The 26,571-nt window shown below is 53.8% G+C and carries 25 protein-coding genes; 19 read left to right on the forward strand and 6 right to left on the reverse strand.

Annotated features, from left to right (window positions below; all coding sequences use genetic code 11):
• Positions 1–15: 15 nt before the first annotated feature.
• The gene (locus SYC_RS08540) at positions 16–714 is read left to right on the forward strand and encodes a phosphoadenylyl-sulfate reductase (RefSeq protein ID WP_011243910.1); all 699 of its coding nucleotides are present in this window, start codon (positions 16–18) and stop codon (positions 712–714) included.
• A gap of 12 nt (positions 715–726) precedes the next feature.
• Here the strand turns inward: SYC_RS08540 and SYC_RS08545 are convergent, their stop codons facing one another.
• Positions 727–1,383, reverse strand: coding sequence for an O-methyltransferase (locus SYC_RS08545; RefSeq protein ID WP_011243911.1), 657 nt, complete (start codon positions 1,381–1,383; stop codon positions 727–729).
• Between SYC_RS08545 and SYC_RS08550 the strand changes: the two genes are divergently transcribed.
• The 3 genes from SYC_RS08550 (at position 1,372) to SYC_RS08560 (ending at position 4,513) form a co-directional block, all read left to right on the forward strand.
• The gene (locus tag SYC_RS08550) at positions 1,372–1,845 is read left to right on the forward strand and encodes a hypothetical protein (RefSeq protein WP_011243912.1); all 474 of its coding nucleotides are present in this window, start codon (positions 1,372–1,374) and stop codon (positions 1,843–1,845) included. The genes SYC_RS08545 and SYC_RS08550 overlap by 12 nt on opposite strands.
• Before the next feature lie 207 nt (positions 1,846–2,052).
• The gene (locus tag SYC_RS08555) at positions 2,053–3,018 is read left to right on the forward strand and encodes a protochlorophyllide reductase (protein WP_011243913.1); all 966 of its coding nucleotides are present in this window, start codon (positions 2,053–2,055) and stop codon (positions 3,016–3,018) included.
• A gap of 181 nt (positions 3,019–3,199) precedes the next feature.
• The gene (locus SYC_RS08560; RefSeq protein ID WP_011378490.1) at positions 3,200–4,513 is read left to right on the forward strand and encodes a four-carbon acid sugar kinase family protein; all 1,314 of its coding nucleotides are present in this window, start codon (positions 3,200–3,202) and stop codon (positions 4,511–4,513) included.
• On the opposite strand, the gene SYC_RS08565 is transcribed toward SYC_RS08560, so the two are convergent.
• A complete protein-coding gene (locus SYC_RS08565; RefSeq protein ID WP_011243915.1) occupies positions 4,510–5,574 on the reverse strand; it encodes a 3-deoxy-7-phosphoheptulonate synthase in 1,065 nt (354 codons plus the stop codon). The two genes, SYC_RS08560 and SYC_RS08565, sit on opposite strands and share 4 nt — an antisense overlap.
• Positions 5,575–5,796: 222 nt before the next feature.
• Here SYC_RS08565 and SYC_RS08570 point away from each other — a divergent pair, with 222 nt between their 5' ends.
• The 9 genes from SYC_RS08570 to SYC_RS08610 all read left to right on the forward strand — a co-directional run bounded on the left by SYC_RS08570 (position 5,797) and on the right by SYC_RS08610 (position 14,158).
• Positions 5,797–6,417 carry an NfeD family protein gene (locus SYC_RS08570; protein WP_011243916.1) on the forward strand — a complete coding sequence of 207 codons (621 nt, stop codon included), beginning with the start codon at positions 5,797–5,799 and terminating at the stop codon, positions 6,415–6,417.
• 40 nt (positions 6,418–6,457) lie between these two features.
• Positions 6,458–7,798 carry a flotillin family protein gene (locus SYC_RS08575; RefSeq protein ID WP_011243917.1) on the forward strand — a complete coding sequence of 447 codons (1,341 nt, stop codon included), beginning with the start codon at positions 6,458–6,460 and terminating at the stop codon, positions 7,796–7,798.
• On the forward strand, positions 7,798–9,042 hold the full coding sequence (locus SYC_RS08580) for a flotillin family protein (RefSeq protein WP_011243918.1): 1,245 nt from the start codon (positions 7,798–7,800) through the stop codon (positions 9,040–9,042). The genes SYC_RS08575 and SYC_RS08580 overlap by 1 nt, the downstream gene beginning before the upstream one ends.
• A 99-nt stretch (positions 9,043–9,141) precedes the next feature.
• Positions 9,142–9,597: a nucleoside-diphosphate kinase gene (gene ndk / locus SYC_RS08585; protein WP_011243919.1), complete on the forward strand. Its 456-nt coding sequence runs from the start codon at positions 9,142–9,144 to the stop codon at positions 9,595–9,597.
• Positions 9,598–9,626: 29 nt separating this feature from the next.
• Complete coding sequence (locus SYC_RS08590) at positions 9,627–10,826, forward strand: ABC transporter substrate-binding protein (protein WP_011243920.1); 1,200 nt, start codon at positions 9,627–9,629, stop codon at positions 10,824–10,826.
• Positions 10,826–11,767 (forward strand): branched-chain amino acid ABC transporter permease, encoded by a 942-nt coding sequence (locus SYC_RS08595; protein ID WP_011243921.1) that lies wholly within the window; start codon positions 10,826–10,828, stop codon positions 11,765–11,767. Before SYC_RS08590 ends, SYC_RS08595 begins: the two co-directional genes overlap by 1 nt.
• Before the next feature lie 3 nt (positions 11,768–11,770).
• Entirely contained in the window at positions 11,771–12,694 is a 924-nt protein-coding gene (locus tag SYC_RS08600; protein ID WP_011243922.1) for a branched-chain amino acid ABC transporter permease, read from the forward strand.
• Positions 12,691–13,452 (forward strand): ABC transporter ATP-binding protein, encoded by a 762-nt coding sequence (locus SYC_RS08605; RefSeq protein ID WP_011243923.1) that lies wholly within the window; start codon positions 12,691–12,693, stop codon positions 13,450–13,452. Before SYC_RS08600 ends, SYC_RS08605 begins: the two co-directional genes overlap by 4 nt.
• A gap of 4 nt (positions 13,453–13,456) precedes the next feature.
• Entirely contained in the window at positions 13,457–14,158 is a 702-nt protein-coding gene (locus SYC_RS08610) for an ABC transporter ATP-binding protein (RefSeq protein WP_173282575.1), read from the forward strand.
• Positions 14,159–14,563: 405 nt separating this feature from the next.
• Here SYC_RS08610 and gyrB read toward each other — a convergent pair whose 3' ends face one another.
• Positions 14,564–16,501 carry a DNA topoisomerase (ATP-hydrolyzing) subunit B gene (gene gyrB / locus SYC_RS08615; RefSeq protein ID WP_011243925.1) on the reverse strand — a complete coding sequence of 646 codons (1,938 nt, stop codon included), beginning with the start codon at positions 16,499–16,501 and terminating at the stop codon, positions 14,564–14,566.
• 127 nt (positions 16,502–16,628) lie between these two features.
• Here gyrB and miaA point away from each other — a divergent pair, with 127 nt between their 5' ends.
• The gene (miaA, locus tag SYC_RS08620) at positions 16,629–17,549 is read left to right on the forward strand and encodes a tRNA (adenosine(37)-N6)-dimethylallyltransferase MiaA (protein WP_011243926.1); all 921 of its coding nucleotides are present in this window, start codon (positions 16,629–16,631) and stop codon (positions 17,547–17,549) included.
• 94 nt (positions 17,550–17,643) lie between these two features.
• Here the strand turns inward: miaA and SYC_RS08625 are convergent, their stop codons facing one another.
• From SYC_RS08625 to SYC_RS08635, 3 genes are all read right to left on the reverse strand, one after another.
• Positions 17,644–17,919: a DUF29 family protein gene (locus SYC_RS08625; RefSeq protein WP_011378488.1), complete on the reverse strand. Its 276-nt coding sequence runs from the start codon at positions 17,917–17,919 to the stop codon at positions 17,644–17,646.
• A gap of 82 nt (positions 17,920–18,001) precedes the next feature.
• Positions 18,002–18,610, reverse strand: a complete 609-nt coding sequence (locus tag SYC_RS08630; RefSeq protein WP_011243928.1) for a hypothetical protein — start codon at positions 18,608–18,610, stop codon at positions 18,002–18,004.
• Between the two features lie 71 nt (positions 18,611–18,681).
• The gene (locus SYC_RS08635; protein ID WP_011243929.1) at positions 18,682–18,900 is read right to left on the reverse strand and encodes an NAD(P)H-quinone oxidoreductase subunit O; all 219 of its coding nucleotides are present in this window, start codon (positions 18,898–18,900) and stop codon (positions 18,682–18,684) included.
• A gap of 307 nt (positions 18,901–19,207) precedes the next feature.
• On the opposite strand from SYC_RS08635, the gene SYC_RS13605 reads away from it, so the two are divergent.
• The 5 genes from SYC_RS13605 (at position 19,208) to SYC_RS08655 (ending at position 26,567) form a co-directional block, all read left to right on the forward strand.
• Positions 19,208–20,788 (forward strand): hypothetical protein, encoded by a 1,581-nt coding sequence (locus tag SYC_RS13605; protein ID WP_011243930.1) that lies wholly within the window; start codon positions 19,208–19,210, stop codon positions 20,786–20,788.
• Positions 20,785–21,378: a type IV pilus modification PilV family protein gene (locus SYC_RS13835; RefSeq protein WP_011378486.1), complete on the forward strand. Its 594-nt coding sequence runs from the start codon at positions 20,785–20,787 to the stop codon at positions 21,376–21,378. Before SYC_RS13605 ends, SYC_RS13835 begins: the two co-directional genes overlap by 4 nt.
• Positions 21,379–21,523: 145 nt before the next feature.
• The gene (locus tag SYC_RS08640; RefSeq protein WP_011243931.1) at positions 21,524–22,216 is read left to right on the forward strand and encodes a PilW family protein; all 693 of its coding nucleotides are present in this window, start codon (positions 21,524–21,526) and stop codon (positions 22,214–22,216) included.
• Between the two features lie 216 nt (positions 22,217–22,432).
• Positions 22,433–23,833, forward strand: coding sequence for a hypothetical protein (locus tag SYC_RS08645; protein ID WP_011243932.1), 1,401 nt, complete (start codon positions 22,433–22,435; stop codon positions 23,831–23,833).
• A gap of 2,020 nt (positions 23,834–25,853) precedes the next feature.
• A complete protein-coding gene (locus tag SYC_RS08655; protein ID WP_231621377.1) occupies positions 25,854–26,567 on the forward strand; it encodes a 2OG-Fe(II) oxygenase in 714 nt (237 codons plus the stop codon).
• The last annotated feature ends 4 nt before the right edge of the window (positions 26,568–26,571 follow it).

Raw genomic sequence — 26,571 nt, forward strand, 5'->3', positions numbered from 1 at the left:
GCTCAAACGAAGTCCATGCCTGCTTTGCTGCCCAGCCTGACCGAAATCAATGCCCAGCTTGCTGATCAAGCAGCAACGCAGATCATTCAGTGGGCAGCAACTGAATTTGGATCGGGGCTGGTGCTCAGCACGAGTTTTGGCATTCAGTCGGCGGTGATGCTGCACTTGGCGACTCAGGTGCAGCCGGATATTCCGGTGATCTGGATCGACACGGGTTATCTGCCTACGGAAACCTATCGGTTTGCGGCAGAGCTGACGGAACGGCTCAAGCTGAATCTGAAGGTCTATCAATCGGAGATCAGCCCGGCGCGGATGGAAGCGCTCTATGGCCGGCTCTGGGAAAGCGAGTCGGTGGAAGACTTCAACCGCTATGACCAAATGCGCAAGGTGGAGCCGATGAATCGTGCCCTGCAAGAACTGGGTGCAACGGCTTGGTTGTCGGGCGTACGACGGCAGCAAACGGCGCATCGCCAGTCAATGGAAATTGTCGAACTCAAACGCGATCGCTATGCGATTCGGCCGATTCTTGGTTGGCACTCCCGCGACGTTTATCAGTACCTGACTGCTCACGATCTGCCCTACCATCCGCTCTTTGATCAGGGCTACGTCACCGTTGGTGACTGGCATTCCAGCCGCCCCCTGCAAGCAGATGACAGTGATGAGCGCAGCACCCGGTTCCGGGGCTTGAAGCAAGAGTGTGGCCTGCACTTGTAACTTGCGATCGCCTTAGTCGCAGGTTCGAATCAGGGTGATCCCGTCTCCGAGCGGCAGCAGACTGACCTGAAGGTTTGGATCAGCCGCGATCGCGGCATTGAAGTTGCGCAGGGCTTGAGTGCGGCGATCGCCATCCTCAGGATCAGCAACTCGACCAGACCAGAGCACGTTATCGACGGCGATCAATCCCTTGGGAGTAAGGAGCGATCGCGCTGTTTGGAAATAGTCAGCGGTGGCGCGCTTATCGGCATCAATCCAAATAAAGTCGAAGCGATCGCCCTGTTGTTGCAACTGCTGGAGGGCGGGACGAATTTCGCCTTGCAACAGTTGAATGCGATCGCCAAAGCCAAGCGATTCCCAATATTGCCTTGCCAAGTCTGTGGTTTGGCGATCGCGATCGAGAGTCAGAATCGAGCCGGTTGGTGGCAGGGCGATCGCCATTGCAAGGGCGCTGTAGCCCAAGCCCGTGCCCAGCTCTAAGACCCGTTGATAGCCACCAATCTGCACAAGCAAGGCTAAAAATTGCGATTGGGTCGGCGTAATTCCCAACTTAGCGGCGGCATGAGTCGCGGTTTGTTGCCGCCACATCTGCAAAACTGCTGGTTCCGGCGGCGTCATTGCCTGCAGATAGTCCGCGATCGCTGCCGTGACAAAGACTTGTTGCCCCATGAAATCGGGTGGAATGCCGTTCCGTACAATAGCGGCTGTTGTGAACGGGCGATCGCGGTGCGCTGGCTGGCTCTAGTTCTCGTCTTGGTGCTTTCGGCCTGTACTGCCTTTGGCCTGCCCGATCGCGCGGTCATTCGCGCTGGCCTGACGCTCCAACTCCAACAAACGGAAACCCAGCTCAGTGATCAGCTGCGTTTGGCCACCCCGATCATTCGGGTGCAGAAGTTGAAGATCCGCGATCGCAAGCCCCTCGACATTGGGGGGCGTCCTGCTTTTCAAGTCCTTGGACAAGCGACTTGGCAACTGCAGCAATCCGGCCAGAAGCAACAGATTAAAGCCCAGCCGTTTGAGTTGTACCTCCAGCGGCAGCCCCAAGCCCGCACCTGGCGGCTCGCCATTCCTCAGCCGTCATCCCAGAGCGATCGCCAAGAGTGGTCAACCTACGCCATCCCCTTGGCTTGAAGGAGCCAGAGCCCGATCGCCGATTGTCAATTAGTTCTGAGAATCACGCGCTTGATCTCTGAGAGCGCAAGCTAAAACTGTTGCAAATTTGCAAGCTTTCTCAATCTTTCCATAGCTTTAGAATCCTTTACCCGCGCGGTTTCTGGCGCTTAGCGTGGGAGACTCAAACAAGATTCGCGGTGCATTGCATTTAGGAGTCTGAGCGAGATGAGCGAGACGCAGCAACCCACTGTCATCATTACGGGCGCTTCCTCGGGCGTGGGTCTCTACGGTGCGAAGGCGCTGGCAGCCCGTGGCTGGCACGTGGTGATGGCTTGCCGCAACCTGCAGAAAGCAGCTGAGGCCGCCAAGTCCTTGGGAATTAACCCCGAGAACTACAGCCTGATGGAAATTGATCTCGGTTCGCTGGCAAGTGTGCGTCGCTTTGTCGATCAGTTTCGTGCCACAGGTCGCAGCCTTGATGCATTGGTCTGCAATGCCGCTGTCTATCTGCCGCGCTTAAAAGAGCCGCAACGCAGTCCCGAAGGCTACGAAATTTCCGTGGCAACCAATCACTTCGGTCACTTCTTGCTCTGCAATCTCCTGCTGGATGATTTGAAGCGATCGCCCGCTCCTGAAAAACGCTTGGTGATCCTTGGCACTGTGACGGCTAACTCCAAGGAACTGGGTGGCAAAATTCCGATTCCGGCACCGGCGGATCTCGGTAACCTTGAGGGACTAGAAGCTGGTTTCAAAGCCCCGATCGCGATGATCGACGGCAAGAAATTCAAGCCGGGCAAGGCCTACAAAGACAGCAAGCTCTGCAACATGATCACGACGCGGGAGCTACATCGCCGCTTCCACGACAGCACCGGCATCGTCTTCGGCTCGCTCTATCCGGGCTGCGTTGCTGATACACCGCTGTTCCGCAACACGCCTAAGCTGTTCCAAAAAATCTTCCCGTGGTTCCAGAAGAACATCACGGGCGGCTACTTCACCCAAGAACTGGCCGGTGAACGGGTTGCACAAGTCGTTGCTGATCCAGAATTCAAAACCTCTGGCGTCCACTGGAGCTGGGGTAACCGCCAGCAAAAGGATCGCCAGTCCTTTGTCCAGGAACTTTCTGATAAAGCCAGCGACGATCGCACAGCACAACGCCTCTGGGATTTGAGCGCCAAACTCGTCGGTCTCTAGGCCAGTTGCACTCAAGGCGGTACGGGGATGATTGTTATCCCCATGGACAGAAAGGGTGACTCTCTAGCTCAGCTCCAATCGTCCTAGAGAACTTGAAGGTTTCTATGGCTTGCCAGCTCTGGCTGCTTCAGTCGAGGTCATTTCGTCTTTAGCCTAGACAGCAGGCCTTTCGATCGCGCTTGTGACTGATTTCAAAATCATTGTTCTGGATGACGATCCTACGGGATCGCAGACCGTGCACAGTTGCCCATTGCTGTTGCGCTGGGATGTCGAGACGCTTGTAACTGGACTGCGTCATCCATCGTTGCTCTGTTTCATTCTGGCGAACACACGATCGCTCAGCACTGAGGCCGCCGCTGCCCGAACTCGCGAGATCTGCCGCAACTTACAGCAAGCGATCGCTCAGCTCAGGCTCCAGCATTGGCTGATTATCAGTCGCGGTGACTCGACTCTGCGCGGTCATTTCTGGACGGAACCCCAAGCGATCGCGGCTGAACTAGGCCCATTTCAAGCGCAATTTCTCGTTCCTGCTTTTCTGGAGGGTGGCCGGATCACGCGGCAAGGCTGGCACCTCCTGCGAACTCCTAGGGGCGATCGCCCCTTGCATGAAACAGAATTTGCCCAAGATCCGCTGTTTGGCTATCGCACCAGTTATCTACCCACTTTTCTGGCGACTCAAGCCGAGGATCCCAGTCTGAGCGATCGCATTCCGGTCTTGACTGCCGACAATCTAGAAACTGCTTTTACAACTGCATCTGCAACGAGCGATCGCTGGTTTGTGGTCGATGCAGAAACCCCTGATCAACTGCAACAGTTTGCCAATCGCCTCAAAGCCGCAGTTCTCAACCACGGTCACTACCTCTGTCGCAGTGCTGCCAGCCTACTCAGTGCTTTGGCGCAACTGCCGCTGCAACCGATCGCACCCCAGCAATTCGGCCAACTCAATCCGCAGCATCGTACTGGTGTTGTGGTTGTTGGCTCTTGGACGACAATCAGCACAGGGCAACTCGAAGCTTTATTGGAACAACCGCAGGTTGCCGCGATCGCAGTTCCGATTGAGCCATTTGTCGAGTCTGACGGTCGCGATCGCCCCCCGCTCGCGGAGGATCTCGATCGCCAGATTCAGCAAGCTTTGCAGCAAGGTCAAACGCCTGTGATCTTCACTGAGCGGCAATTTCACGCCTGCGCCAGCCCAGAGCAGCAACAGCAACTGAGTCGAGCGATCGCGGATTTTCTGGCTGAGCGCGTCTGTGCTTTACCCGCAGAGATTGGCTATCTGATCTGTAAGGGCGGGATCACGACCAACACGATTCTGGCGAACTTGGATGCCGCGATCGTGGAGTTGCGCGGACAAATTCGGACTGGCGTCAATTTGGTGCAGCTTCCCGCCAGCCATCAAAAATTCCCCAGTCTGCCGATTGTCAGCTTCCCGGGGAATATTGGCGATCGCCACGATTTGGTGACGATTCAGCAGATTCTCAGTAGCGCTAGTTAAGCCAAGGACGGGACTAAGCCGCGCTGGGCTCGGGCTAGCTCCCGCAGCATTTTCTCTGTGGTCGGAAAGTCGACGCAGGGATCGGTGATGCTTTGGCCGTAGCGCAACTCTGACAAGTCGGCTGGGATGGGTTGATTGCCTTCAACCAGGTGGCTTTCAATCATCACGCCCATCAGGTGACGCGATCCCTCAGCAACCTGTTCGGCCAGATCTGAGAGCACCACTGACTGACGGCGATAGTCCTTGTTGGAGTTGCCGTGGCTGCAGTCCACCATCACTCGTGCATGGAGGCCCATGCTAGCCAGTTGATAGGCTGCTTCTTCAATGTCCGCTGCTGCGTAATTTGGACCTTTGCTGCCGCCGCGCAGCACTAAATGACCGTCTGGATTGCCGGTGGTCGAGACAATGCTGGCCAGACCGTCATGGTTAATTCCCAGGAAATGGTGGGGCTGGCTGGCGGAAAGCATGGCATTGGCTGCGATATGGAAGCTACCATCGGTGCCATTTTTGAAGCCGATCGGCATCGACAGGCCCGAAGCCATTTCGCGGTGAGTTTGACTTTCGGTGGTTCGCGCCCCAATCGCCGTCCAAGCAATTACATCAGCGATGTACTGCGGAATAATCGGGTCGAGCAGTTCTGTCGCGGCGGGCAAGCCCATATCTGCCAAACCGAGCAATAACTTGCGAGCCCGCTGGATGCCGGTATTGATGTCGTAGCTGCCGTCGAGGTGGGGATCGTTGATCAATCCTTTCCAGCCGACCGTCGTGCGGGGCTTTTCAAAGTAGACCCGCATCACGATTTCAAGTTCATCCGCCAGCTCTTCGCGCAGTGGCAAGAGCTTTTGGCCGTAGTCGTAAGCTGCGTTGACGTCGTGAATGGAGCAGGGCCCGACAATCACCAACAGGCGGCGATCGCTATTGCGCAAAATGCTACGAACGCGATCGCGGGTAGAAGCCACCAAGTCTGCTGCTGTCTCGGAAAGGGGCAGCTTCTGGTGAATTTCCGCAGGACTGATCAAGGAACGCGTCTCGACGACGTGGAGATCGGAAGTCTGTTTCATGGGCGGCTGAGAAAGCAAGCGCTGCGGCCGCCGCAACGCCTTCCCATATTAGCGCCGCCGATCGAGGCATCGGGATCCTCCTGCAGAAACGTGACTGAGCTTAAACAACTGGCGATCGCTTAAGCATGGCCCGAAGACTGCAAAACATTAAGGGCGGAGCGGCTTTTATTGATCGCCCGCAACCCTTGGTGCTTAATAGGGGCGTATTCGGCTGGATCACGAATGATCAGCGTCTATTGGTTTTGCTTTTTATTCGGTGGCATTTTTGTGGCACTTGCCGCTGTCGGAGGGCTGGACCACGATTTCGGTCATGACTTCGACTCTGACTTTGACCACAGTTTTGACGCTGAAGCAGCGGTTGAGCCCGATGTAGCCGCTGATGTCGATCTGCCAGAGCCTCCAAGTTCAGGGCGGCGGCTGTGGTTGCCGATTACCAGCTTTAAGTTTTGGACCTTTGGCCTTTGTTTCTTTGGCATGACGGGTCTGCTGCTGGGCTGGCTCAATCCGAACTTGCCGGGCTCTCTGCAGTTGGGCCTTGCGATCGCGATGGGTCTGCTGCTGGGTACGGGCATGGCTGGTCTGCTGCGGCAGTTGCGCAATCGCCAGGTCGATAGTCTGGTGCGGAGTACGGATCTGGTTGGTGCCCGCGGCATCGTTGTCTTGCCTTTCAATGCCCAAAGCCGCGGCAAGGTGCAGCTGGAAGTCAAAAACAGTGTGATTGAGCTCAGTGCTTGTACCGATTCGCCCTTGGATTTTCAGCGGGGCGATGAAGTGGTGGTGCTGCGATCGGAAGGGCAACGACTGTGGGTGATTGGTCGCACGGAATTAGATCTGCAACCTTGAACCGCTGCTGTCTGAGAGCTTGTTTCCTAGGAGAGTCTGTATGTCCCTGCTCCCGCAATATTCCCCGCTGGTGCTAGCGCAATTTGAATCTCAGCCGTCCAGCCGTAATACCGGACAAGAAAGTGACTGGGTGGGCGGCACCCTCGGCTTTGGGATTGTTGGATTCCTTGTCCTGTTTGTCATCCTCAAATCCTGCCTGCGCATTTGTAACCCCAACGAAATTCTGATTGTGTCGGGGCGAAAGCATCGCAATCCCAAAGGGGAGATGGTGGGCTACCGTGTGCTGTTTGGTGGACGGACGCTGACGATCCCGGTGATCGAAACTGTCAAGCGCATGGACGTGACTACGATGCCCGTACCGGTTGAGGTGACTAATGCCTACGCCAAGGGCGGCACACCGATCAATATCCAAGCGATCGCCAACGTCAAAGTTTCAACGGATCCCCGCTTGGTCGGCAATGCGATCGAACGCTTCCTCGATCGCAATCGCTCTGAAATTGCCCGCGTCGCCCGCGAAACCCTAGAGGGCAACTTACGAGGGGTGGTCGCGACCCTCACTCCTGAAGAGGTCAATGAAGACCGGCTGCGGTTCGCGGAACGGATTGCTGAGGATGTCAGCCACGATCTCTCGAAATTAGGGCTGCGGTTGGACACGCTCAAAATTCAAAGTGTGGCCGACGATGTGGACTACCTCAAGTCAATTGGTCGTCGTCGCATTGCCCAGATCACTCGCGATGCAGAGATTGCTGAGGCCGAAGCCCTAGGGGAAGCCGATCGCCGCGAGGCCGATGCCCAGCAGCAGGCAGAAGTTGCTCGCGCCCAGGCGGCAACGGTGGTGCAGCAGCGCCAGAACGAACTGCGCAAAATCAAGGCGCAACTCGATCAGCAAGTCCGCTCCGAGGAAGAACGGACAACCGCCGCCGCTAAGGAAGCTCGTGCTCGGGCGGAGCAGCGCCTCCAATCGCTACGGGCGGAGCTCGAAAAACTCCGGCTAGAAGCCGATGAGGTCTTACCTGCCGAAGCTCAACGGGTGGCCAAGACCCTGCAAGCCCGCGGTAGTGCGGCGGTGCTGGCTGAGAATGCCAAAGCGGCTGCAGAAGTGAGCGATCGCCTCAGTCAAGTCTGGCGATCAGCAGGCCCCGAAGCGGCGGAACTCTTCTTGATTCAACAGATTGAAATGGTGCTGCGAGAAGCGGCGCAAATTCCCGGACGGCTGCACCTCCACAAGGTTCGGGTCGTCGATGGCGGCGATGGCCAAGCCCTAGCCCGCTTGATTAATGCCTATCCAGAAATTGTCCAGCAGTTCCTACAGAGGGTGGACTCCACCTTGGGGCTGGATGTGATCGGAACCCTGAGCCGTCGTCCTGGAGGTGAAGTCTAATGTTTGAAACGATTTTTGCGCTGCTGATTGTTCTAGGCGCTGGCGCCGGGGCTGGCAGCTTAGTCCTGCGCAATCTCTACTACATCTGCCAACCCAGTGAAATTTTGATCTTTGCTGGCAGTAGTCGCCGCAGTAGTGATGGCCGCCGAGTTGGCTATCGCTTGGTCAAGGGCGGCAGCAGCCTGCGGGTACCTCTGCTGGAAAAAGCGCTCCGCATGGATCTGACCAACATGATCATTGAGTTGCGCGTTTCCAATGCCTTCTCCAAGGGCGGCATTCCCCTGACTGTTGAAGGCGTTGCCAATATCAAGATTGCTGGGGAAGAACCGACCATCCACAACGCGATCGAGCGGCTGCTTGGCAAAAACCGTAAGGAAATCGAGCAAATTGCCAAGGAGACCCTCGAAGGCAACTTGCGTGGTGTTTTAGCCAGCCTCACGCCGGAGCAGATCAACGAGGACAAAATTGCCTTTGCCAAAAGTCTGCTGGAAGAGGCGGAGGATGACCTTGAGCAGCTGGGTCTAGTCCTCGATACGCTGCAAGTCCAGAACATTTCCGATGAGGTCGGTTATCTCTCGGCTAGTGGACGCAAGCAGCGGGCTGATCTGCAGCGAGATGCCCGAATTGCTGAAGCCGATGCCCAGGCTGCCTCTGCGATCCAAACGGCCGAAAATGACAAGATCACGGCCCTGCGTCGGATCGATCGCGATGTAGCGATCGCCCAAGCCGAGGCCGAGCGCCGGATTCAGGATGCGTTGACGCGGCGCGAAGCGGTGGTGGCCGAAGCTGAAGCGGACATTGCTACCGAAGTCGCTCGTAGCCAAGCAGAACTCCCTGTGCAGCAGGAGCGGATCAAACAGGTGCAGCAGCAACTTCAAGCCGATGTGATCGCCCCAGCTGAGGCAGCTTGTAAACGGGCGATCGCGGAAGCGCGGGGGGCCGCCGCCCGTATCGTCGAAGATGGAAAAGCTCAAGCGGAAGGGACCCAACGGCTGGCGGAGGCTTGGCAGACCGCTGGTGCTAATGCCCGCGACATCTTCCTGCTCCAGAAGCTCGAGTCCCTGCTCGTCACGCTTTCAGGCACCGTGCCAGATATCGACGTGGAGTCGATCACTGTGATTGGCGAAGGGGAAGGCAGCGCTACCCAAATCGCTAGCTTGCTGGAGAAGCTGAAACAAACCACGGGCATTGATCTGGCGAAATCCCTACCGGGTCAATCCGACTCGCCCGCTGCGAAGTCCTAAGAGATAGCGATGTGACCGCGATCGCTTGTCAAGAATCCCAGTGATCCCGAACCATAGGAAGGCAAGCTCAATGCTTGCCTCGTCTTGAGGACTATCTAGATGTCTGTGGAACGCACATTTATTGCCATCAAGCCCGATGGCGTTCAGCGGGGTTTGGTCGGTACGATCATCGGCCGCTTTGAGCAAAAAGGCTTCAAACTGGTGGGCCTAAAGCAGCTGAAGCCCAGTCGCGAGCTGGCCGAACAGCACTATGCTGTCCACCGCGAGCGCCCCTTCTTCAATGGCCTCGTCGAGTTCATCACCTCTGGGCCGATCGTGGCGATCGTCTTGGAAGGCGAAGGCGTTGTGGCGGCTGCTCGCAAGTTGATCGGCGCTACCAATCCGCTGACGGCAGAACCGGGCACCATCCGTGGTGATTTTGGTGTCAATATTGGCCGCAACATCATCCATGGCTCGGATGCAATCGAAACAGCACAACAGGAAATTGCTCTCTGGTTTAGCCCAGCAGAGCTAAGTGATTGGACCCCCACGATTCAACCCTGGCTGTACGAATAAGGTCTGCATTCCTTCAGAGAGACATTGCCATGCCCGTGCTGCGATCGCCCTTCCAAGCTGCCTTGCCCCGCTGTTTCGGGCTGGCAGCCCTGGCGTTGGGGCTGGCGACCGCTTGCCAAGAAAGCAGCGCTCCGCCGGCTGCCGGATCCCAGCCCTTGGGCTTGGCGATCGCTCAAACCGGCAATGCCTCTCTGTTTGGTCAGGAACAGTTGGCGGGTCTTCAGATTGCCAAAGCAGTCTTTGAACGACCTGCTACTGGTGTTCCGATTGACTTTCGCTTGCAGGACAGTGGCAGTGATGAAGCCAGTGCAATCAATGCCTTCCAGACGTTGATCAACGTCAATGAAGTGGTCGCGATCATTGGTCCGACCCTGTCGCAGCAAGCCTTTGGAGCCGATCCAATCGCTGAACGCGCCGGTGTGCCTGTCCTAGCCGCCTCGAATACCGCCAAGGGAATTCCAGAACTCGGCCAATTTATCGTCCGCCTCTCGGCTCCGGCCGCCGTCGTTGCGCCCCAAGCGATCGCGGCAGCCCGCAAGCTCAATCCTCAAGCGCAACGGGTGGTGGTTGTCTACGCCCAAGATGATGCTTACTCGCGCTCGGAGACAGAAGTTTTTCAAAAAGCGGTCAAAGACGCTGGCTTGAATCTGACGCTGGTGCAGCGCTACCAAGTCAGTGACAGCGACTTTCAAGGCTTGATCAGTCAAGCACTCCAGCAGAAGCCCGATATCATCGTGCTCTCGTCGCTAGCAGCCGATGGTGGCAACCTCGTGCGGCAACTGCGAGAGCTAGGCTATGGCGGTCTGATCGTCGGCGGCAACGGCTTCAATACGCCGAATGTGTTCCCCGTCTGCCAGCAGCGCTGCGACGGTATCATCGTCGCCCAAACCTACAGTCCCAACTTCGATAGCCCCGTCAACAAGGACTTTCGCCAGCGATACGAGGCCCAGTTTGGTAAACAGCCCTCGCAGTTTAGTGCCCAGATTTTTTCAGCAGTACAGGTGATTGCAGAATCACTGAACCGCGTCAACCAAAAGCAACCGGTGGTAGACCTTCCCCTACCGGAGCGCCGTAAAGCTTTGCTGCAAGCGATGCTGACGGGCACCTATGACACGCCGTTAGGGCGTCTCTCGTTTACACCTGGCGGTGAAGTCAACCAAGAGCAGTTCTACGTGGCGCGGATTCGCATGAAGCCCGACGGTCAAGGCGACTTTGAGTTGTTGCCCTAATGGATTGGTTGCAACCGCTGATCAATGGTCTGGCCATCGGGGGCGTCTATGCCCTGTTTGCCTTGGGGTATACCTTGGTCTTTTCGATCCTGGGGGTCATTAACTTTGCCCATGGTGCCGTTTTTACCCTCGGTGCCTACCTGACTTACGCTCTAGTGGGTGGGCGTTTCAGCTTCAACGGGTTGCTCGCCAATGCCGCGCTGCCCTTCAGTTTGCCGTTCGCCTTGGCTCTGCTGCTCGGCAGTTTGCTGGCCGGCGGTGCCAGCCTCTTGATTGAGCAAGTGGCCTTTCGTCCCCTGCGCCGCCGCCAAGCGGATCCCCTCCTAACCCTGATCTCCAGCCTTGGCGTGGCGGTGTTTATCGTCAATTTGATTCAAATCTTGGTGGGAGCCGAGATTTACACCTTCCCAAGCAACATCTACGGCGACCTACCCAGTGCCATCAACTTAGGCAGCAGCGATCGCCCGATCCAGATCCGCACGGTGCAAATCATCCTGTTTGTCGTGGCGATCGCGATGTTCAGTCTGCTGACTTGGCTGATCAACGGCACCCGCGTTGGCCATGCCCTGAAAGCTGTTGCCGAAGATGCCACCACCGCTAGCCTGCTGGGCATCGATCCCGATCGCTACATCCGGCTGACCTTCTTCCTGAGTGGCGTCCTTGGTGGTTTGGCGGGCACCTTGGTCGGTACCAGTGTCAGTATCACCGGCCCCTATTTCGGGATTGCCTACGGGCTGAAAGGCCTGAGTGTGATGGTCTTAGGTGGACTCGGCAATATTCCCGGCACGATTGCGGGCGGCTTGTTGTTGGGTCTGGCGGAAGCTTGGGTGCCGCCACAATGGTCGGGCTATCGCGATGCCGTTGCCTTTGCGCTGCTATTTGCCATGCTCTTGATCCGTCCCCAGGGCTTGTTTAGTCGTGCTCGGACAGAGAAGGTGTAGAGCATGGGCAATGTGGTCGCCACCTACGGGTTTCTGTTGGTTTCGATGCTGCTGGGCGCGACGCTGGGTCTGTCAGTCTATCTGCCGCTGATGGCAGGACAACTATCCTTGGCATCGCCCGCTTTCTATGCTCTGGGCGGCTATCTGGCGGCCATCCTCTCGACGAAAGGTCTGACTGCCAGCCCTGAATACAGTGTTGGGGCTTTGCTGCTAGAGATGGGTCTTGCAGCGATCGCGGCGGCGGTTCTCGCCTTTCTGGTCGGCTATCCGGTGCTGCGGCTGCGCGGCATTTATCTGGCAATCGCCACGATCGCGCTCGTGGAAATTGTGCGGGTTGTCGCACTGAATCTCTCGATCACGGGCGGTGCCGTCGGCATTTTTGGGATTCCCCAGCCCTTTAGCTCGGCGGTTGGCTACCTCTGGATTGCCTTGCCGCTGCTGCTGATCGCAGTTGCTGCCTGCTGGCGCCTGCAACAGGTGCGGACTGGCCTAGTGCTGGCCGCAATCCGTGAAGATGAACTCGCAGCCAGTGCGATCGCGGTCAACACAACCCGCTACAAGGTGCTGGCCTTTGTGCTGGGGGCGGTTCTGGCCAGCCTTGTCGGAGCGGTTAGCGCCCACTTCCTCAATACCTGGAACCCGCGCCAAGGCACCTTTGATGCCAGCATCACCTTTCTGGCCTTTGTGCTGATCGGCGGATCGCGCAGTGCCTTTGGCCCTGTGTTGGGCGGGATGGTGCTGACTGCCTTGCCAGAACTATTGCGGGCGATCGGTTCGGTGCCGGGCTTGTGGCCGGGACTGAGTCGCCTCTTGCAGGACGGTCGCCTGTTGATTTTTGGGCTGCTGCTGGTCTTGGGCAGCATCTATTTCCCGCAGGGATTGATCAAGCCCCGCGCCAGCCAGCCACGCCGACGGAGGACCTCATGAGCCTCCTGCAGCTCGAGCAAGTGACGCGCCGCTTTGGTGGCCTTGTTGCGGTCAATCAAGTCTCCTTCAAGGTCGAAGTGGGTGAGATCTTTGGACTGATTGGCCCCAATGGTGCGGGCAAGACAACGCTCTTCAACTTGATCACCGGCTTACAACCGTTAAGCGGCGGTGAGATTTGCTTTCAGGGCGATCGTCTCGATCGCCAGCGACCGGATCAGATCGCGCAGCGGGGCATTGCCCGAACATTTCAGAACCTGAGGCTGTTCAATCAGCTATCAGTGTTCGAGAACGTGCTGGTGGCGCGTCATCGGCAAGCTCGTACTTCTCTGTGGGATGAGCTGATCGGGTCGAGCCGAGCGACCCGTCAAAGTCGAGGCGATCGCCGCCGTGTGCAGGAATTGCTGGAGTTGCTCGAGCTGAGCGATCAAGCGGATCAGCCCGCTGCCAGTTTGGCCTATGGCGATCGCCGCCGTTTGGAAATTGCCCGTGCGCTAGCGCTAGAGCCGCAACTCTTGCTGTTGGATGAGCCTGCAGCTGGACTCAACCCTCGGGAAAAACAGGATTTAAGCGATCGCATTCGGGCGATTCGGGAGCAATTCCAGCTGACGGTGGTTTTGATTGAGCACCATGTGCCGCTGGTGATGGGTCTGTGCGATCGCATTGCGGTATTGGATTTTGGGCAATTGATTGCCCTTGGCGATCCGGCCACGGTTCGCCAGGATCCGGCTGTGATTGAGGCATACCTAGGCGATGAGTGAGCCCCTGCTGCAACTGAGTCAGATCGCAGTGAACTATGGGGCTGTGGTCGCCCTGACTGACTTGACGCTCGAGATTTTTCCGGGCGAGATCGTGGCGCTAATCGGGGCGAATGGCGCCGGCAAAAGCACGACCCTACGGGCAATTTCTCGCCTTGTGCCGCTTCAACAAGGCCGGATCTACTACGACCAGCAGGATCTGGGTTTGATCCCAGCGCCGCAACTGGTGGGACGAGGACTAGCGCATTGTCCTGAGGGTCGCCGTGTCTTGGCTCGTCAGAGTGTGCGGATCAATCTGGAACTTGGAGCTTACTGTCGGCGCGATCGCATTGGAATTCAAACGGATCTAGAGCTGCAATTCGATCGCTTTCCGCGCCTGCGGGAACGACAGAATCAACCGGCTGGTACCCTCAGTGGCGGCGAGCAACAGATGCTGGCGATCGCCCGAGCGTTGATGAGTCGTCCTCGCTTGCTGCTGTTAGATGAACCGAGCTTGGGCCTAGCTCCTCAGATCGTCCAAGAGATTTTTAGCGTCATCCGCAGCTTGCGTGAGCAAGGTATGACGATTCTCTTGGTTGAGCAGAATGCTACTTTGGCGCTCCAGACTGCCGATCGCGGCTACGTTCTGGAGGCAGGACAACTGCTCTTCTCAGGGCCAGCAGCGGATCTGCTGATTGATCCCCGCGTCAAGCAAGCCTATCTGGGCTAGGAGCAGCCGGCGCTCCAACGAGTTGGCTGTATTGCATTTAGCAAGAAAATCAGGACTTTTGTGTCTAAGCTGCCTAGTCTCCAACCCGTGGTCACCACCGGCAAGTTTTACCCGCCGCGATCGCGATCCAGCCGATCAGTCGCACCCGAAATCTTGTTGCGGGGGGCTGGGGGAGTCGAGTCCCCCAGTGCGTGGGTGTGGGGGTGCGCAATCACCCCCACGGACAGAGGCTGTTGAATCCAAACCAACCAACTCAAAAATCGTCCTAACCTTCCTGCAGAATGCTATGGGCACCAACAAACGCCGCATTGACCGGCACTAGGATGCCTTAGCCGACTGCTGTTTGCTGAAGACTCGTTATGGCGGCAGAGCAAGACTGATGAGGAATTGCGACGGGCTGGGACTCTAAATATCCAAGGCTGCCATGCTGAGCTGAGGGCCGTAGGTTTCGATGAATTCGCGGCGGGGCTGAACGCGATCGCCCATCAAAATTGTGAAAATGCGATCGGCTTCAGCGGCGTCTTCAATTTCCACACGCTTCATCGTGCGGGTCTCGGGATCCATGGTTGTCTCCCAGAGCTGCTGAGGCATCATTTCGCCCAAGCCTTTAAAGCGCTGAATCGTATAGTTGGCGTTTTCAGGGAACGTCGCAATCCGTTCCTGCAGTTCGCGTTCGTTGTAGCAATAGTAGTGATTACGTCCCCGCTCCAACTTGTACAGCGGCGGGCAGGCAATGTAGATGTAGCCCTGCTCCAGCAGCGATCGCTGATAGCGATAGAAGAAGGTGAGCAAGAGGGTACGGATGTGCGCACCATCGACGTCCGCGTCAGTCATGATCACAATACGGTGGTAGCGCAGTTGGGAAGCATCAAATTCCTCCCCTTTAATTCCGAGGCCCAGCGCTGTAATCAGGGCTTGGATCTCAGTGTTTTTGTAGATTTTGGCATCGTCCGTTTTCTCGATGTTGAGGATTTTGCCGCGCAGAGGCAGGATGGCTTGGAAGCGGCGATCGCGCCCCTGTTTAGCACTGCCACCTGCCGAATCCCCTTCCACGATGAAGATTTCAGATTCACCGGGATCGCGACTGGAACAGTCTGCTAATTTACCGGGCAATGTCGAAGATTCCAGCACTGATTTGCGACGCACCAATTCCCGTGCCCGTCGCGCTGCCTCAGCCGCATTAAAGGCTTGAATCGCTTTTTCGAGGATCAAATCGGCAACGCTGGGATGGAATTCCAGATATTCCGTCAACGTTTCGCCCACGAGCGTATCGACGATGCCGCGAACTTCGGTATTGCCGAGCTTTGTTTTGGTTTGCCCTTCAAATTCCGGATCCGGAACTTTGACCGAAACGATCGCTGTTAACCCTTCGCGAATATTCTCGCCCGACAGGTTATTGTCGGCATCCTTGCGTTTATTCCGTTTGCGGGCGATCGTGTTCATCGTCCGCGTCAGAACAGTTTTGAGCCCCTCAATATGGGTGCCGCCGTCAATCGTGCGGATGTTGTTGGCAAAGCCCAGAATGTTGTCGCTGTAGGCGTCAACGCACCATTGCAATGCAGCTTCAACTTGGACGCCATCTTTTTCGGATTGCACAAAGATAATCTCTGAGTGCAGCGCCTGTTTATCGGTATTCATGTAGGCGACGTATTCGCGAATACCGCCTTCAAAGTAATAGGTTTCTTGATGGGGCTCGTGATTCTTGGTGAGCTGCAGCCGCTCATCGGTAAAGTCGATGCGGACGCCCGCATTCAGATAGGCTAGCTCCTTCAATCGGCTTGCTAGGGTGCCGTAATCGAACTCGGTTGTTTCAGAAAAGATCGTGGCGTCTGGTTTGAAACGAACTTGTGTCCCGCGGCGATCGTCGGCATCCGGGGCAACTTGCAACTCCCCGATCGGGTTGCCCTGTTCAAAGCGCTGTTGGTGGGTTTTGCCTTCCCGCCACACGGTGACTTCGACATATTCTGAGAGGGCGTTGACGACAGACACACCGACGCCGTGCAGACCCCCCGACACCTTATAACCGCCACCGCCAAACTTGCCGCCCGCGTGCAGAATCGTCAGCACGGTTTCGAGAGCAGACTTCCCGGTTTGGGGGTGAATATCTGTGGGAATGCCGCGACCGTTATCGGTGACTTGGCAGGAGCCGTCTTCGAGCAGACGAACATCAATGGTATTGCAGTAGCCCGCCAAGGCTTCGTCGACGGCGTTGTCCACCACCTCGTACACTAGGTGATGCAAGCCCTTGGGCCCGGTGCTCCCGATGTACATCCCGGGACGCTTACGAACCGGCTCGAGTCCTTCGAGAACCTGAATCTGACTCGCGCCATACTCGTTGGCCATGAATGCCGCGCCCCTGTTCCTGAAAAACCGGCCTTGCTGAGCTTTTAAGCCCAAAAAGTATCAAAATACTAGCACAAAAGCCTTAAAGCCGCTTCTGGATGGCTCTCAAGGCGCGATCGCAGTGGAGATGGAATCGCGTTTGAAACCAGGTTTGATTGTCCTCTGTGGGCCAACGGCGGCAGGAAAATCGAGTTTGGCGATCGCGATCGCCCAGCGTTTGGGCAGCCCAATTTTGAGTGCTGATTCGCGGCTGGTTTATCGCGACTTTAATATTGGCACCGCCAAGCCCACCCCTGCCGAGCAGCAGCAGGTGCCCCACTATTTAATGGATCTCTGTGATCCCCGCCAAGTTTTTACCGTTGGGGATTATCAAGATTGTGCAGTGCCACTGATTCAGCAACTCCAGGAAAAAGGAATGCTGCCCTTGTTGGTAGGGGGTACAGGTCTCTACATCAAAGCGATCGTCAACGGTTTACGCTTTCCCCGCATTGCACCGCAGCCTAAGCTGCGATCGCAACTTCAAGCGTTAGGTCAGCCACTCTGTCATGCCCTATTACAGCGGGTTGATCCGGTGGCTGGCGACCGAATTCATGTCAATGATCGCGTTCGGACCTTGCGAGCCTTAGAAGTCTTCTATGTCAGTGGCGATCGCCTGACGGATCTGCAGCAGGAGCAACCGCCGAGCTATCCAATTCTGCAGATTGGCTTGGATAGCGATCGCTTAGAAGCCAGGATTCAGCAGCGCACCCAGCAGATGTTAACGTCGGGCTTCGTTGAGGAAGTGCAAGGATTGTGCGATCGCTACGGTAGCGATCTGCCGCTGCTCAATACCCTGGGCTATCGCCAGGTTTGTGCTTTTCTACAGGGAAGTTTGAGTCGGTCAGAGTTGCCAGAGCAAATCGTCCTGCAGACGCGCCAGTATGCCAAACAGCAGCGCACTTGGTTCCGGGCCGATTCATCGATTCAGTGGATTGATGCCGAAGCCGGCAATCGCCTGGAGCGGGCGCTAGACCTGATTGAGCGCTTCCGAAAGAGTGAGGGCGTTTGAGCTAAGCTTCAGTCCCTACATCAAGCTCGGGGTCGAAGAGTGCTGAGAGCATAAGCACAAGCTTCGAGAAACGTGGCAAGGGGGAAACAGCTGCTCAGCGACCGTATTTGTAGCCAGCCGCGAGAGCCTCCTCGAAGCACGACTTCAGGCTAGGACTCTCATCCAAGAGCTGTCCAACCACCAAGTGTGGATTTGCGATTGTAATCCGCTCATTGCGACTGCGACGATCGGACTGATATTGCCATTTCAGATGGTGCAGGCCGAGCTGCTGGAAAGCAGACCCTAAAGCGCAGTACTCGCTTGTGCCCCAGTCTTCGATCTCCACAATCACAGTGGCCCAAGCTACCTGCTCGTAGCGGCACAGCCGCAACAGTTAGGCTGCAGAGCAAGCTGAACTGCGAAGATCTTGATCGCAGCAATTGAGAGGCAGGGGATTTTGCAGTGCCAAGAACCTACGGCTGGCGGGGTTTGAGTCGTGAGGGCTTGCTTGGTGCTGGCTGAGAAGCTGGCGTCTGCAGCTCTGAGACTTTGCAGTCCTTCTTCAGGAATAAGTCAGTCAAATGTTCGCGGCGGGCGGTCGCCGTCCCTAGTTCACCGCCAAGCTTCATCAACTCTCCTTGGCTGGTCTCGAGTTCAGCTATTTGGGCTTCCAAAGCACTGAATTCGGCGGCTTGGGCTGCAGAGCTGGCAAGGCTGCCGACAGTACTAGTAATCAGGCCCGCACCTGGAATCAAACCTGCGAGGCCACTAAGCGTACTGATGGCGCTGGATGCCCCCCCAATACCACCAGCAGAGGAAGTCATGGCGCGGCTCGTGCGACTGACTTTGTCCATCAGAGCTTCGTACTGGGTTTGGCGATCGCGGATCGTTGTTTCCAGATCCTGCACTTCGGTGTAGAGCTGGGCACAGGTCAGCTCGCCATCGCCGAGTTTTTTGACTGGGCCGGTGGGAAATACCCCTTCGGAATCGAGCAGAGGGTCAAAAGTTTGAGCAAAGGCAGCACCGATACTCGAACTCAAGAGCATGGGGACGAGCAAAAGCTGACTCAGGAGCCAACGCATAGTGGTGTCTCTCGGAAAGGTTAGGACTGCTGGAGACTGGGGCGATCGCTGCCTTCGCAGTGAACCCCAAGTTATGCAGCGGATTGCAGTTGATCGAGTCGCAACCAGACATTGGGCGTTGGGCGCGAGAAGCGAACAAGGGCATAGTCGCCTTTGATATCCAAGATCTCGCCGTTGGTTTCGAGCACATAGCTGGGAATGCGACCGTCACTGGCCAACAGTTCGACGCTGCCTTGAAGTTGCTCGGCGATCGCACGAACCAAAGATCCTTTCTTGAGGGCTGCAGCCATGGGGCTTATCCGAGGAGCAATACGCCCCTCATTGTAGGCAGAGTTGGCGATCGCAACAGTTCAGGGACCTGATCAGAGATTGATGAAAATCATAAATTTAGGAATGATGACCTGACAGAACAGCCTTAGTTCTTATTTATTTAATAATCCTGAAGACTGGCAGCAAAGCTTCATTGAGACTTGACCTAGCGCTTTGGTAAACGCCGTGTTTGAACAAGGTTTGTATCCCGTGTAGCTAGTTACGGATCAGGTTGACTAAAGTCCGGCAGAATAGAATTAGATTTAAGAGAAGAGGGCCAGACGGTCTATGGCTCGACGATGGGTCCACAAAAAACGCAACAGCAGCGATCGCGGCTATATCCTAGGCATCGTAATTGTCCTTGCCTTAGTTCTAGGGGTTAGTGTCGCTGCCCTAGCGCTCCGGAGTGCTGGTGAAAAAGCTGGGTCGAGCCAGCGGAATAGTGTTGATCTGAGCCTTTCAGCAGCAGAAATCGGTCAAGACCGCCTCTTTGCTAATCTCAATGGAGTTTTTGGACCTTATGCCTCAGCGGCGTTCCCTGATACAACGACAGGAGTTGCAACGACCGCAACTCGTTCTTGGGCACAACTCAGAACAGTTCTGACTTCGGGAGGGACAGCTAACGCTAATCCCTGCTCAACTCCAACTCCAGACTTTAATATCCTCACGACAGTTGGAACGAGTACTTTAGGAAATAGTGGTCAGCTGAGTTGGCAGTTGGTTAGCTATAAGCCTCAGGCTAACAATACAGCCCGGGTCGTCATGCGGGGTTTCCAAGGTACAAGTAGCTCAAACATACGAACAGAAGTTGAGCGAACCTACGCCACACGTCGAGTAACAGCCTTTAATACTGCTTCTACGTTTCCTGCACTGCTGACGGGCAGTGTGACACTAGGGAACAACGATGTAATTTCTGTCGTAGATCCAAATACAGGACAATCTGTTTGTAACGCTAATGTTTACTGTCTAACTTGTACCGGTATTAATAATTTTGGCCAGAACCCTCAAAGTGTTGTTGATGGTGACTTGGTTTATCGTGCAACAACACCCGACGCCGATGGGAACTCTCTACTAAGTAATGGCATTGACTGGAATCAGAATACTAATTTTCCAGCTCCTAAGGTATGGCCAGGTTATCCAACAATCCCTATTCCTTTTTCTGCAGTAACTAACTTGCAAATTGCAGCTCTTTTTGCGGCACCTTCTTCTACTCTAAATCCTGGGTTCTACAATGACTTAGGGGGTAGGCTAAGCCCAAGTAACCCGCTAGATTTACGGCTGAATCCAGATATCACAGGAAGTATCACTCTTCCGCGCTCAACTGATGTTATTGGAGCAAATGGAGCCTACAACTATTTAGTCCGGGATGTAACAACCAACGGTAATGAGTTTATTCGCGTCAATACGCCTGGCTGCGAAGGTGTAACCCCCGTCCCAACTTCAACCTGTAAGCCAGTTTATCTATATGTCGTGGGTGACGTGAATGCTGATTTCTTGCATACAAACTCGCCCACTGGGACTACAACGGTTAATGAGCCGGAAGACTTTGTGATTTTTGGTCGGCCTGGTGACTACACTGCCTCTGGCATTGATCAGACCATTACTATCAATGGTGGCTCGCGAGTAACCAGTGCTTTAGTGGTCGCTCCCCGCGCACGAGTAGGCGTCAACGGGGGGTCTAACAACCCAGACTTTTACGGTGCTGTCTGGTCAAAGGAATGGAATGGCTCTAGTAGTAATAACGTTGAGATTGTTGTTCCCCTCGACATTGCTGAGAGAGCAAGAGAATTCTACAATTCACCCCGTCCAACGGTCCTTCGCCTGAACTTCCTAGATATTTGGAGAGCAGGGGGTACGTTTAATCCATGAAGAGAATTCATAAACGATCGCGCCGGTCGCAGTTAGGCTTCTCACTGGTCGAGATCCTAGTCGCTGCTATTCTGACTGTCCTCTTAGCTCAAGCAACTGCGGCTGCTTTAAGAATTTCAGTCCAAACTCAAAATCGGGCCAGCACTGAAAACTCTTTTGAAAATGCCATTGTTGCTGATTTAGAGCAAGTTAGAGCTATCAATCGAAATCTTTGCCGTAATCCTAACTTTGATCGCACTGCAACAACTTCTCCTAACAACCTGAGCTATGGTCCTTTTGGTGACTGTGCTGGAACTATCTTTCAGGAAAGATGCCGGGCAACGGGCACCACACCCGGATTTGGTAATCTTCTCCAAGCGCAAGTCCCTAATTTTACGAGCCAGACTGTGATTGTGAATGGACAGACTTGGACTATATCTCGACAAACTCTTGTTCCCGATCGTCCTCTCAACTCAGGAGATGCCGGCTATGCAGAATCGAGTCAGTCAGTATTGAAGGTTAGATATGACTTGACTAGAGGAAGTACAACAATTGCACCGGCTTTTGTCACCGAGTTTGTTCCTGATGCAGTAGGCTCGTGTCAAGGATAAGTTAATTAACCCTAGTATTAAACTTTCTACTAGATTAAAGGTTTGCCCTTTCTAGCATGTCCATAGCATTCGTTTAATTCATTCTTTCATCCTGAAACTCAGTAGTCAGTATGACTCGTAGCCTAGCAACAGGAGAACTATCGAGATGAGTACGCAACGCCTCTTTTGGCGATGGTTTTTACAGCGTCATGGTGAAGCTGGTATCACTCTAGTCGAGGTTCTAGTTGCGGGTATTATTGGCGTGTTGGTTGTTTTGGCGGGCGGTTATGCGTTAGTGACCAACCTCCGAGTCGATCGCGAACTGTCATCAGCCGCAATTCAACGCAATCTTCAAACGAGAGCTTTGGAGTACATCAGTAGTGAAGTCCGTCAAGCCAACTTAATCTACGCGCCGAATAACACACCGAACCTGTGCAGTAGCTATACGAGAGTCTTGGGGCTGCAAACAACGGTGAATGGTAGCAATCGCAATATTGTTTATGCGGTTGGCAATGCCAACAACCCATGGCGGGGCGATCGCGTGCTATATCGCTGTGGCCCGCCAATCGATACCTCCACTGGACGTTACAGCTCAGGTAGCGACGTTGAAGAAGTGATTTTGGATGGCTTGAGCAGCGCTACCCTGGTGGCTAATAGCAATGGATGTGGTGCTGTCCCGACGGCCTACGCTGTTAGCAGCAGCAATACAGCAGGCCTGCGTGCTTTTTTCCGTACTGCCAGTAACGTCGTGAACACTAATTCCGCACAAATTCTGCTGGGGATGCAAATTGATCGAGGTATTCAAGGAAATGCAACGAGTTGTGCAAGCATTGTTGCTTCCAATCGTTCGACCCCTTGATAAATGAGTAATGCTAAGTATTTAGCGATTTTTGATCGCCTAGAGAATCTAGTGAACTGTACTTGTCTACCGCTAGCAGCAAAAATTCACTAAGATTTGGGTATATTCGTCTCTGGTGCTTAGGCTGCAGTGATGGTGAGACCTATCCAACTTGTGCGGGCGTGGTTGATCAGGCGATCGCCTAAGGCACGGTACCGTAAGCCCGGTGGGTACATTTTGGCGACCGTCATTGGTTTGAGCCTTATTTTGGCGGTTGGCATCACCTCAGTCAGCATCCGAGCTGCTGCCGAGCGAGCAGGTAGTTTGCAGACAACGACGATAAATCTTTCTCAATCCGCAGCCGAAATTGGGATCGAGCGCTTGTATGCCGTTCTCAACAACGGACCTTATCAGTCATTAGCAAGCAAAAGATTTGATAGAGATTCAGACACAACTACTTGGACAACAGAGATCAGTAATATCAACTCGGCAGCCAATCAGAACAGTAACAACGTAAGAGGGTGTGGTATTACCCCAGCAGTTACCACCCAGCAGCAGCTAAATGACTTGACAGCCGGGACTACAACAATTGCTTCTACTTCAAACAATATCTGGTGGAGACTGAAGAGCTATTCCCCACCGGATCTAACAACTAATCCAAAAACCCCTGCAACTATCGTGATGCAAGGTGGAACAGGTACTAGCTCTGGTGATACCTCAGGTCGAAGAACCGAAATTGAGAAAAAGTTTTTCCCTGAGAATGGAACCCCCATTCTTCGCAATGCACTAGGAAATGCTGCACTCTTTGCCGGGTCAATTGACCTTGGCAACAATGATGTCCTCTCCAGTGATGCTACTCAGGGCTGCGCCAACGTCTATTGCCGGGATTGCCAAACTGGGCAAGGTCCAAACAGTACTGTTGAAGGGGCCGTTATTACCTTGCCAGCTTCAGTTCCATTCCCGGAACCAAAAGTCTGGCCATCTTCTGGAGCAACCCAAGCGAATGGTTTCTACGACCGTAAAGGTCAAGCGCAACCTTTTGGAACTCCCCCACTCTTACGAGTTGCAGATTTTCCTAATACAGATGCCAATAAGTTTATCAACATTCGAGTTGATGATATTCCTGCCAATTTAAAAGTCATTAATGACAGTTGTGGGGGAGCTATCAGCACTCCTGATCGATTGCCTGTCAATACCAATTCCGGCTGTAAGCGAGTTGCAATTTACTTTGAAGGCAATATCACTGGACCTATTACTCAACTTTATGCAGACCTTCCTACGGCTACCTTTCTTCCTTACCCAGAAAATCTAGTTCTTTATGGCTTGCCTTCCACTGCCACCGGCAATCAAAACATTACCTTAAGTGGCAACAGTGACAAAATTCAAGGAGCAGTTATCGTAGCTCCCAAAGCCCGTGCTGGGATTAACGGTGGTCCGCCGAAAAGTCGTACTAACCCAGATGTTTATGGGCCACTCTATGTGGGAATTTGGGATCGCTCTAACAGTAATAACGCAGAAATTGTCGTTCCTTATGATATGTTTGCCCGAATTGATGGCTTAATTCCCAATCTCAATGAGATCACGACTTTAGTTTCACTGCGGAGTGCAACATCATGGCAAAAGGGAGGCAATCTCTAGTGGGATTGAGTTTTCTTACCAAGCCTTACAAATCCCTTGGCCGGCGGCGTCGCTCTCAACGAGGCTTTAGCATAACTGAAGTTATCGTTGCTGCCATCCTGACCATTTTGATCGCTCAGGCAACAACTGCTGCTTTAGTGGTTAATGCTCGAACTCAGGGCACCTCTGTCGAAGAGTCGCAATTTCTGAGGATTGTTAACCAAGATGTTGAGCGAGTCCGAGATGTTGCTAGTGCACTGTGTAGAAGCTCAACTTCTCCCTTGAGCTACAACGGTTGCAATCCTCCAACTAATCCCAGCTTGAAACAACGCTGTGACAGTACAAGTTCTAATGCTGGGCTGGCACAATTACTTTCAAGTAGCCTACCCGCTTTCTCTGACAATATATTTACAAGTAAAAATCGTTCGACTGTGACGATCACTAGAACTTCCTCTATCCCGACTGTCCCGGGTGCCTCATCTTTCTCTGTGTTACGTCTGGCCTATACTTCATCTGGTCTATCACCGAATTTATCGTATGTGACGGAAGTGGTGCCGGACGTCGTCGGTTGGTGCTCAACTGCCATTTAAAAACCTTCATTCAACTGATCACTAGTTTTTACAGGCATATCCATGAAGAGCGATAACTTAAGTGCCTTGCTAAGAATCTATTGGGCTCTAGTACCCAAGGATGAAGCGCGATCGCAGCAAGGGTTTACGATTACCGAGTTATTGGTCGCCAGTACCATTGGTATCATTGTGATTTTGGGCGGAGGCTATCTGCTTAAGACTAATCTCGATGTCGATCGTGTTAGCTCTACCAACTCAGCTCAAAGGAATATTCAAAATCGAGCCTTAGATTTTATTAGTAATGAAATTAGGCGGGCCAATGCTGTTGTGAGTTCAAGCTCTCGTTCCTGTAACGGAGTAACGCCAGTCCTCAGTATTCGAGTACCTGATCCGAGCAACTCTACGAGCACTTCCGCAGTCAGAATTATCGACTACGCCGTTGCTACTCCAGCTGCTCCTTGGCAAACGACTAGTAATGCTCGGGCGATTTATCGATGTGGCCCAGAGATTAACAGTTCTGGTCAATATGATTTCACTTCTTCCACAACCGTGACTGACCTGCTCGTTGATCGAGTTGCAAATGCTAACCCTACGGCAAGCGGTGTTTGTAGCAATCTTAATGCCAATGCAATTACTTCACCTTTTTCGGGCTCAGCAACAACTAGTGGAACAAACGGTTTAGTTGTTCGCTACGAAGCAAGTGATCCGCGATCGGCTCAAGTCTTGATTGCCTTCTTGCGAAACGTAGGGAATGGAGGTTCTCCAGGTACCGACTGCGTCACGAATATTGTTGCTGCTCGCGCGATTGATCCTGCCAATATTGCGTCTAGCCCATCGCCTAGCCCTACGCCGACACCCACGCCTACGCCGAGCCCATCTCCTACTCCGTCACCTAGCCCTACGCCGACACCCACGCCTACGCCGAGCCCATCTCCCACTCCGTCACCTAGCCCTACGCCGACACCCACGCCCACGCCAAGCCCATCACCTGCGCCGACTCCCGTTTCTATCTCAATTGCCTCAATTTCTGGTGGAGGTAATAACTCAACTGTTGGGCTTAACCTTGGTAGCCTTAGTTTGCTCGCAGGTGTAACCGGTTTCAGGATTTTTGGTTGCACACAAAACAATAGTACCTGTACACCTTCCACGGGCGGTACGCCGACCTTAACTACTTCATCCACTACCCCTACTATTCCAAATATCGACTTGCAAGGTAATAGGAGAGCTTGTTTTACTGCTCAAGCAGTTGGACCTCTCAATATTGTTTTAGGAACTTCTACTGTGTGCACAAATTAAGTTCTATTCTTGTGAATTTTGACTTGAAGCCTCTAAATTTGATAAAAACTATTTATGATTTCAGTCGACAAGAGGTTCTTTTAACTGAAACTGAGTTGTTTCAGTTACTCCAAAGCTTTGAGGACTGTCCACCTCGTGAGAGTCTACAAAGTTCCTCTTTTCAGTGGAGGAACCTGTTGTTTTCTCAGGTGTCAGCGGGTAATACGACTTACTGGTATTCCCAACAAATACCGATTCAAATCAATTCAAATTTAAGTGGTATTGCCAACCATCTAGCTGTAGAGTCTTCAACAGGGAAGCCAGATATTTTATATTGGCGAATCCTTGATTTTTTAAGCCCTGAAAAGCTACAACAGCTTTGGAATTATTTACTAACTGCCCGATCGCAATTTAATCCGGCTCACAACTCCGCAGGTTTGAATAACTATCGACAATCTCTTTTTACTGCTCCTCCTCCTGAAATTTATTCCGAGATCAGTGAAAAGATTTTAGGTGCTTTGATACCAATTGCCGATGAGCTGCCCAATTCCTCACAAGAAATTGGCGAGATAGAGATGCAAATAACAGCTCACAACGATGGTCATTATTACAAAATTCATAATGATAACGGCAGTCCTGATACAGCTACACGTTTTCTCACTTACGTTTACTACTTCTATCGACAACCCAAACCATTTACTGGTGGCGAGCTGCGACTGTATGAACTTGCTATCAAAGATGGCTTTTACGTTGCAGGCGATCGCTATCAAGACATTGAACCGCTACACAATAGCCTGATTGTTTTCCCAAGCCACTACATGCACGAAGTTCTACCGATTCGATGTCCTTCTCAGCGATTTGAGGATAGCCGCTTTACAGTTAATGGTTGGATTCGAGTTGCTATTGACTGATTTT

This window comes from Synechococcus elongatus PCC 6301 (genome assembly GCF_000010065.1).
GTDB classification, from domain to species: Bacteria; Cyanobacteriota; Cyanobacteriia; order Synechococcales; family Synechococcaceae; genus Synechococcus; species Synechococcus elongatus.

What these genes read in the sequence shown, in the direction of transcription:
- SYC_RS08540 (WP_011243910.1), top strand. Translation starts at nt 16, where the DNA reads ATGCCTGCTTTGCTGCCCAGCCTGACCGAAATCAATGCCCAGCTTGCT.
- SYC_RS08545 (WP_011243911.1), bottom strand. Translation starts at nt 1,383, where the DNA reads ATGGGGCAACAAGTCTTTGTCACGGCAGCGATCGCGGACTATCTGCAG.
- SYC_RS08555 (WP_011243913.1), top strand. Translation starts at nt 2,053, where the DNA reads ATGAGCGAGACGCAGCAACCCACTGTCATCATTACGGGCGCTTCCTCG.
- SYC_RS08565 (WP_011243915.1), bottom strand. Translation starts at nt 5,574, where the DNA reads ATGAAACAGACTTCCGATCTCCACGTCGTCGAGACGCGTTCCTTGATC.
- SYC_RS08570 (WP_011243916.1), top strand. Translation starts at nt 5,797, where the DNA reads ATGATCAGCGTCTATTGGTTTTGCTTTTTATTCGGTGGCATTTTTGTG.
- SYC_RS08575 (WP_011243917.1), top strand. Translation starts at nt 6,458, where the DNA reads ATGTCCCTGCTCCCGCAATATTCCCCGCTGGTGCTAGCGCAATTTGAA.
- SYC_RS08580 (WP_011243918.1), top strand. Translation starts at nt 7,798, where the DNA reads ATGTTTGAAACGATTTTTGCGCTGCTGATTGTTCTAGGCGCTGGCGCC.
- ndk (WP_011243919.1), top strand. Translation starts at nt 9,142, where the DNA reads ATGTCTGTGGAACGCACATTTATTGCCATCAAGCCCGATGGCGTTCAG.
- SYC_RS08590 (WP_011243920.1), top strand. Translation starts at nt 9,627, where the DNA reads ATGCCCGTGCTGCGATCGCCCTTCCAAGCTGCCTTGCCCCGCTGTTTC.
- SYC_RS08595 (WP_011243921.1), top strand. Translation starts at nt 10,826, where the DNA reads ATGGATTGGTTGCAACCGCTGATCAATGGTCTGGCCATCGGGGGCGTC.
- SYC_RS08600 (WP_011243922.1), top strand. Translation starts at nt 11,771, where the DNA reads ATGGGCAATGTGGTCGCCACCTACGGGTTTCTGTTGGTTTCGATGCTG.
- SYC_RS08605 (WP_011243923.1), top strand. Translation starts at nt 12,691, where the DNA reads ATGAGCCTCCTGCAGCTCGAGCAAGTGACGCGCCGCTTTGGTGGCCTT.
- gyrB (WP_011243925.1), bottom strand. Translation starts at nt 16,501, where the DNA reads ATGGCCAACGAGTATGGCGCGAGTCAGATTCAGGTTCTCGAAGGACTC.
- miaA (WP_011243926.1), top strand. Translation starts at nt 16,629, where the DNA reads ATGGAATCGCGTTTGAAACCAGGTTTGATTGTCCTCTGTGGGCCAACG.
- SYC_RS08630 (WP_011243928.1), bottom strand. Translation starts at nt 18,610, where the DNA reads ATGCGTTGGCTCCTGAGTCAGCTTTTGCTCGTCCCCATGCTCTTGAGT.
- SYC_RS08635 (WP_011243929.1), bottom strand. Translation starts at nt 18,900, where the DNA reads ATGGCTGCAGCCCTCAAGAAAGGATCTTTGGTTCGTGCGATCGCCGAG.
- SYC_RS13605 (WP_011243930.1), top strand. Translation starts at nt 19,208, where the DNA reads ATGGCTCGACGATGGGTCCACAAAAAACGCAACAGCAGCGATCGCGGC.
- SYC_RS13835 (WP_011378486.1), top strand. Translation starts at nt 20,785, where the DNA reads ATGAAGAGAATTCATAAACGATCGCGCCGGTCGCAGTTAGGCTTCTCA.
- SYC_RS08640 (WP_011243931.1), top strand. Translation starts at nt 21,524, where the DNA reads ATGAGTACGCAACGCCTCTTTTGGCGATGGTTTTTACAGCGTCATGGT.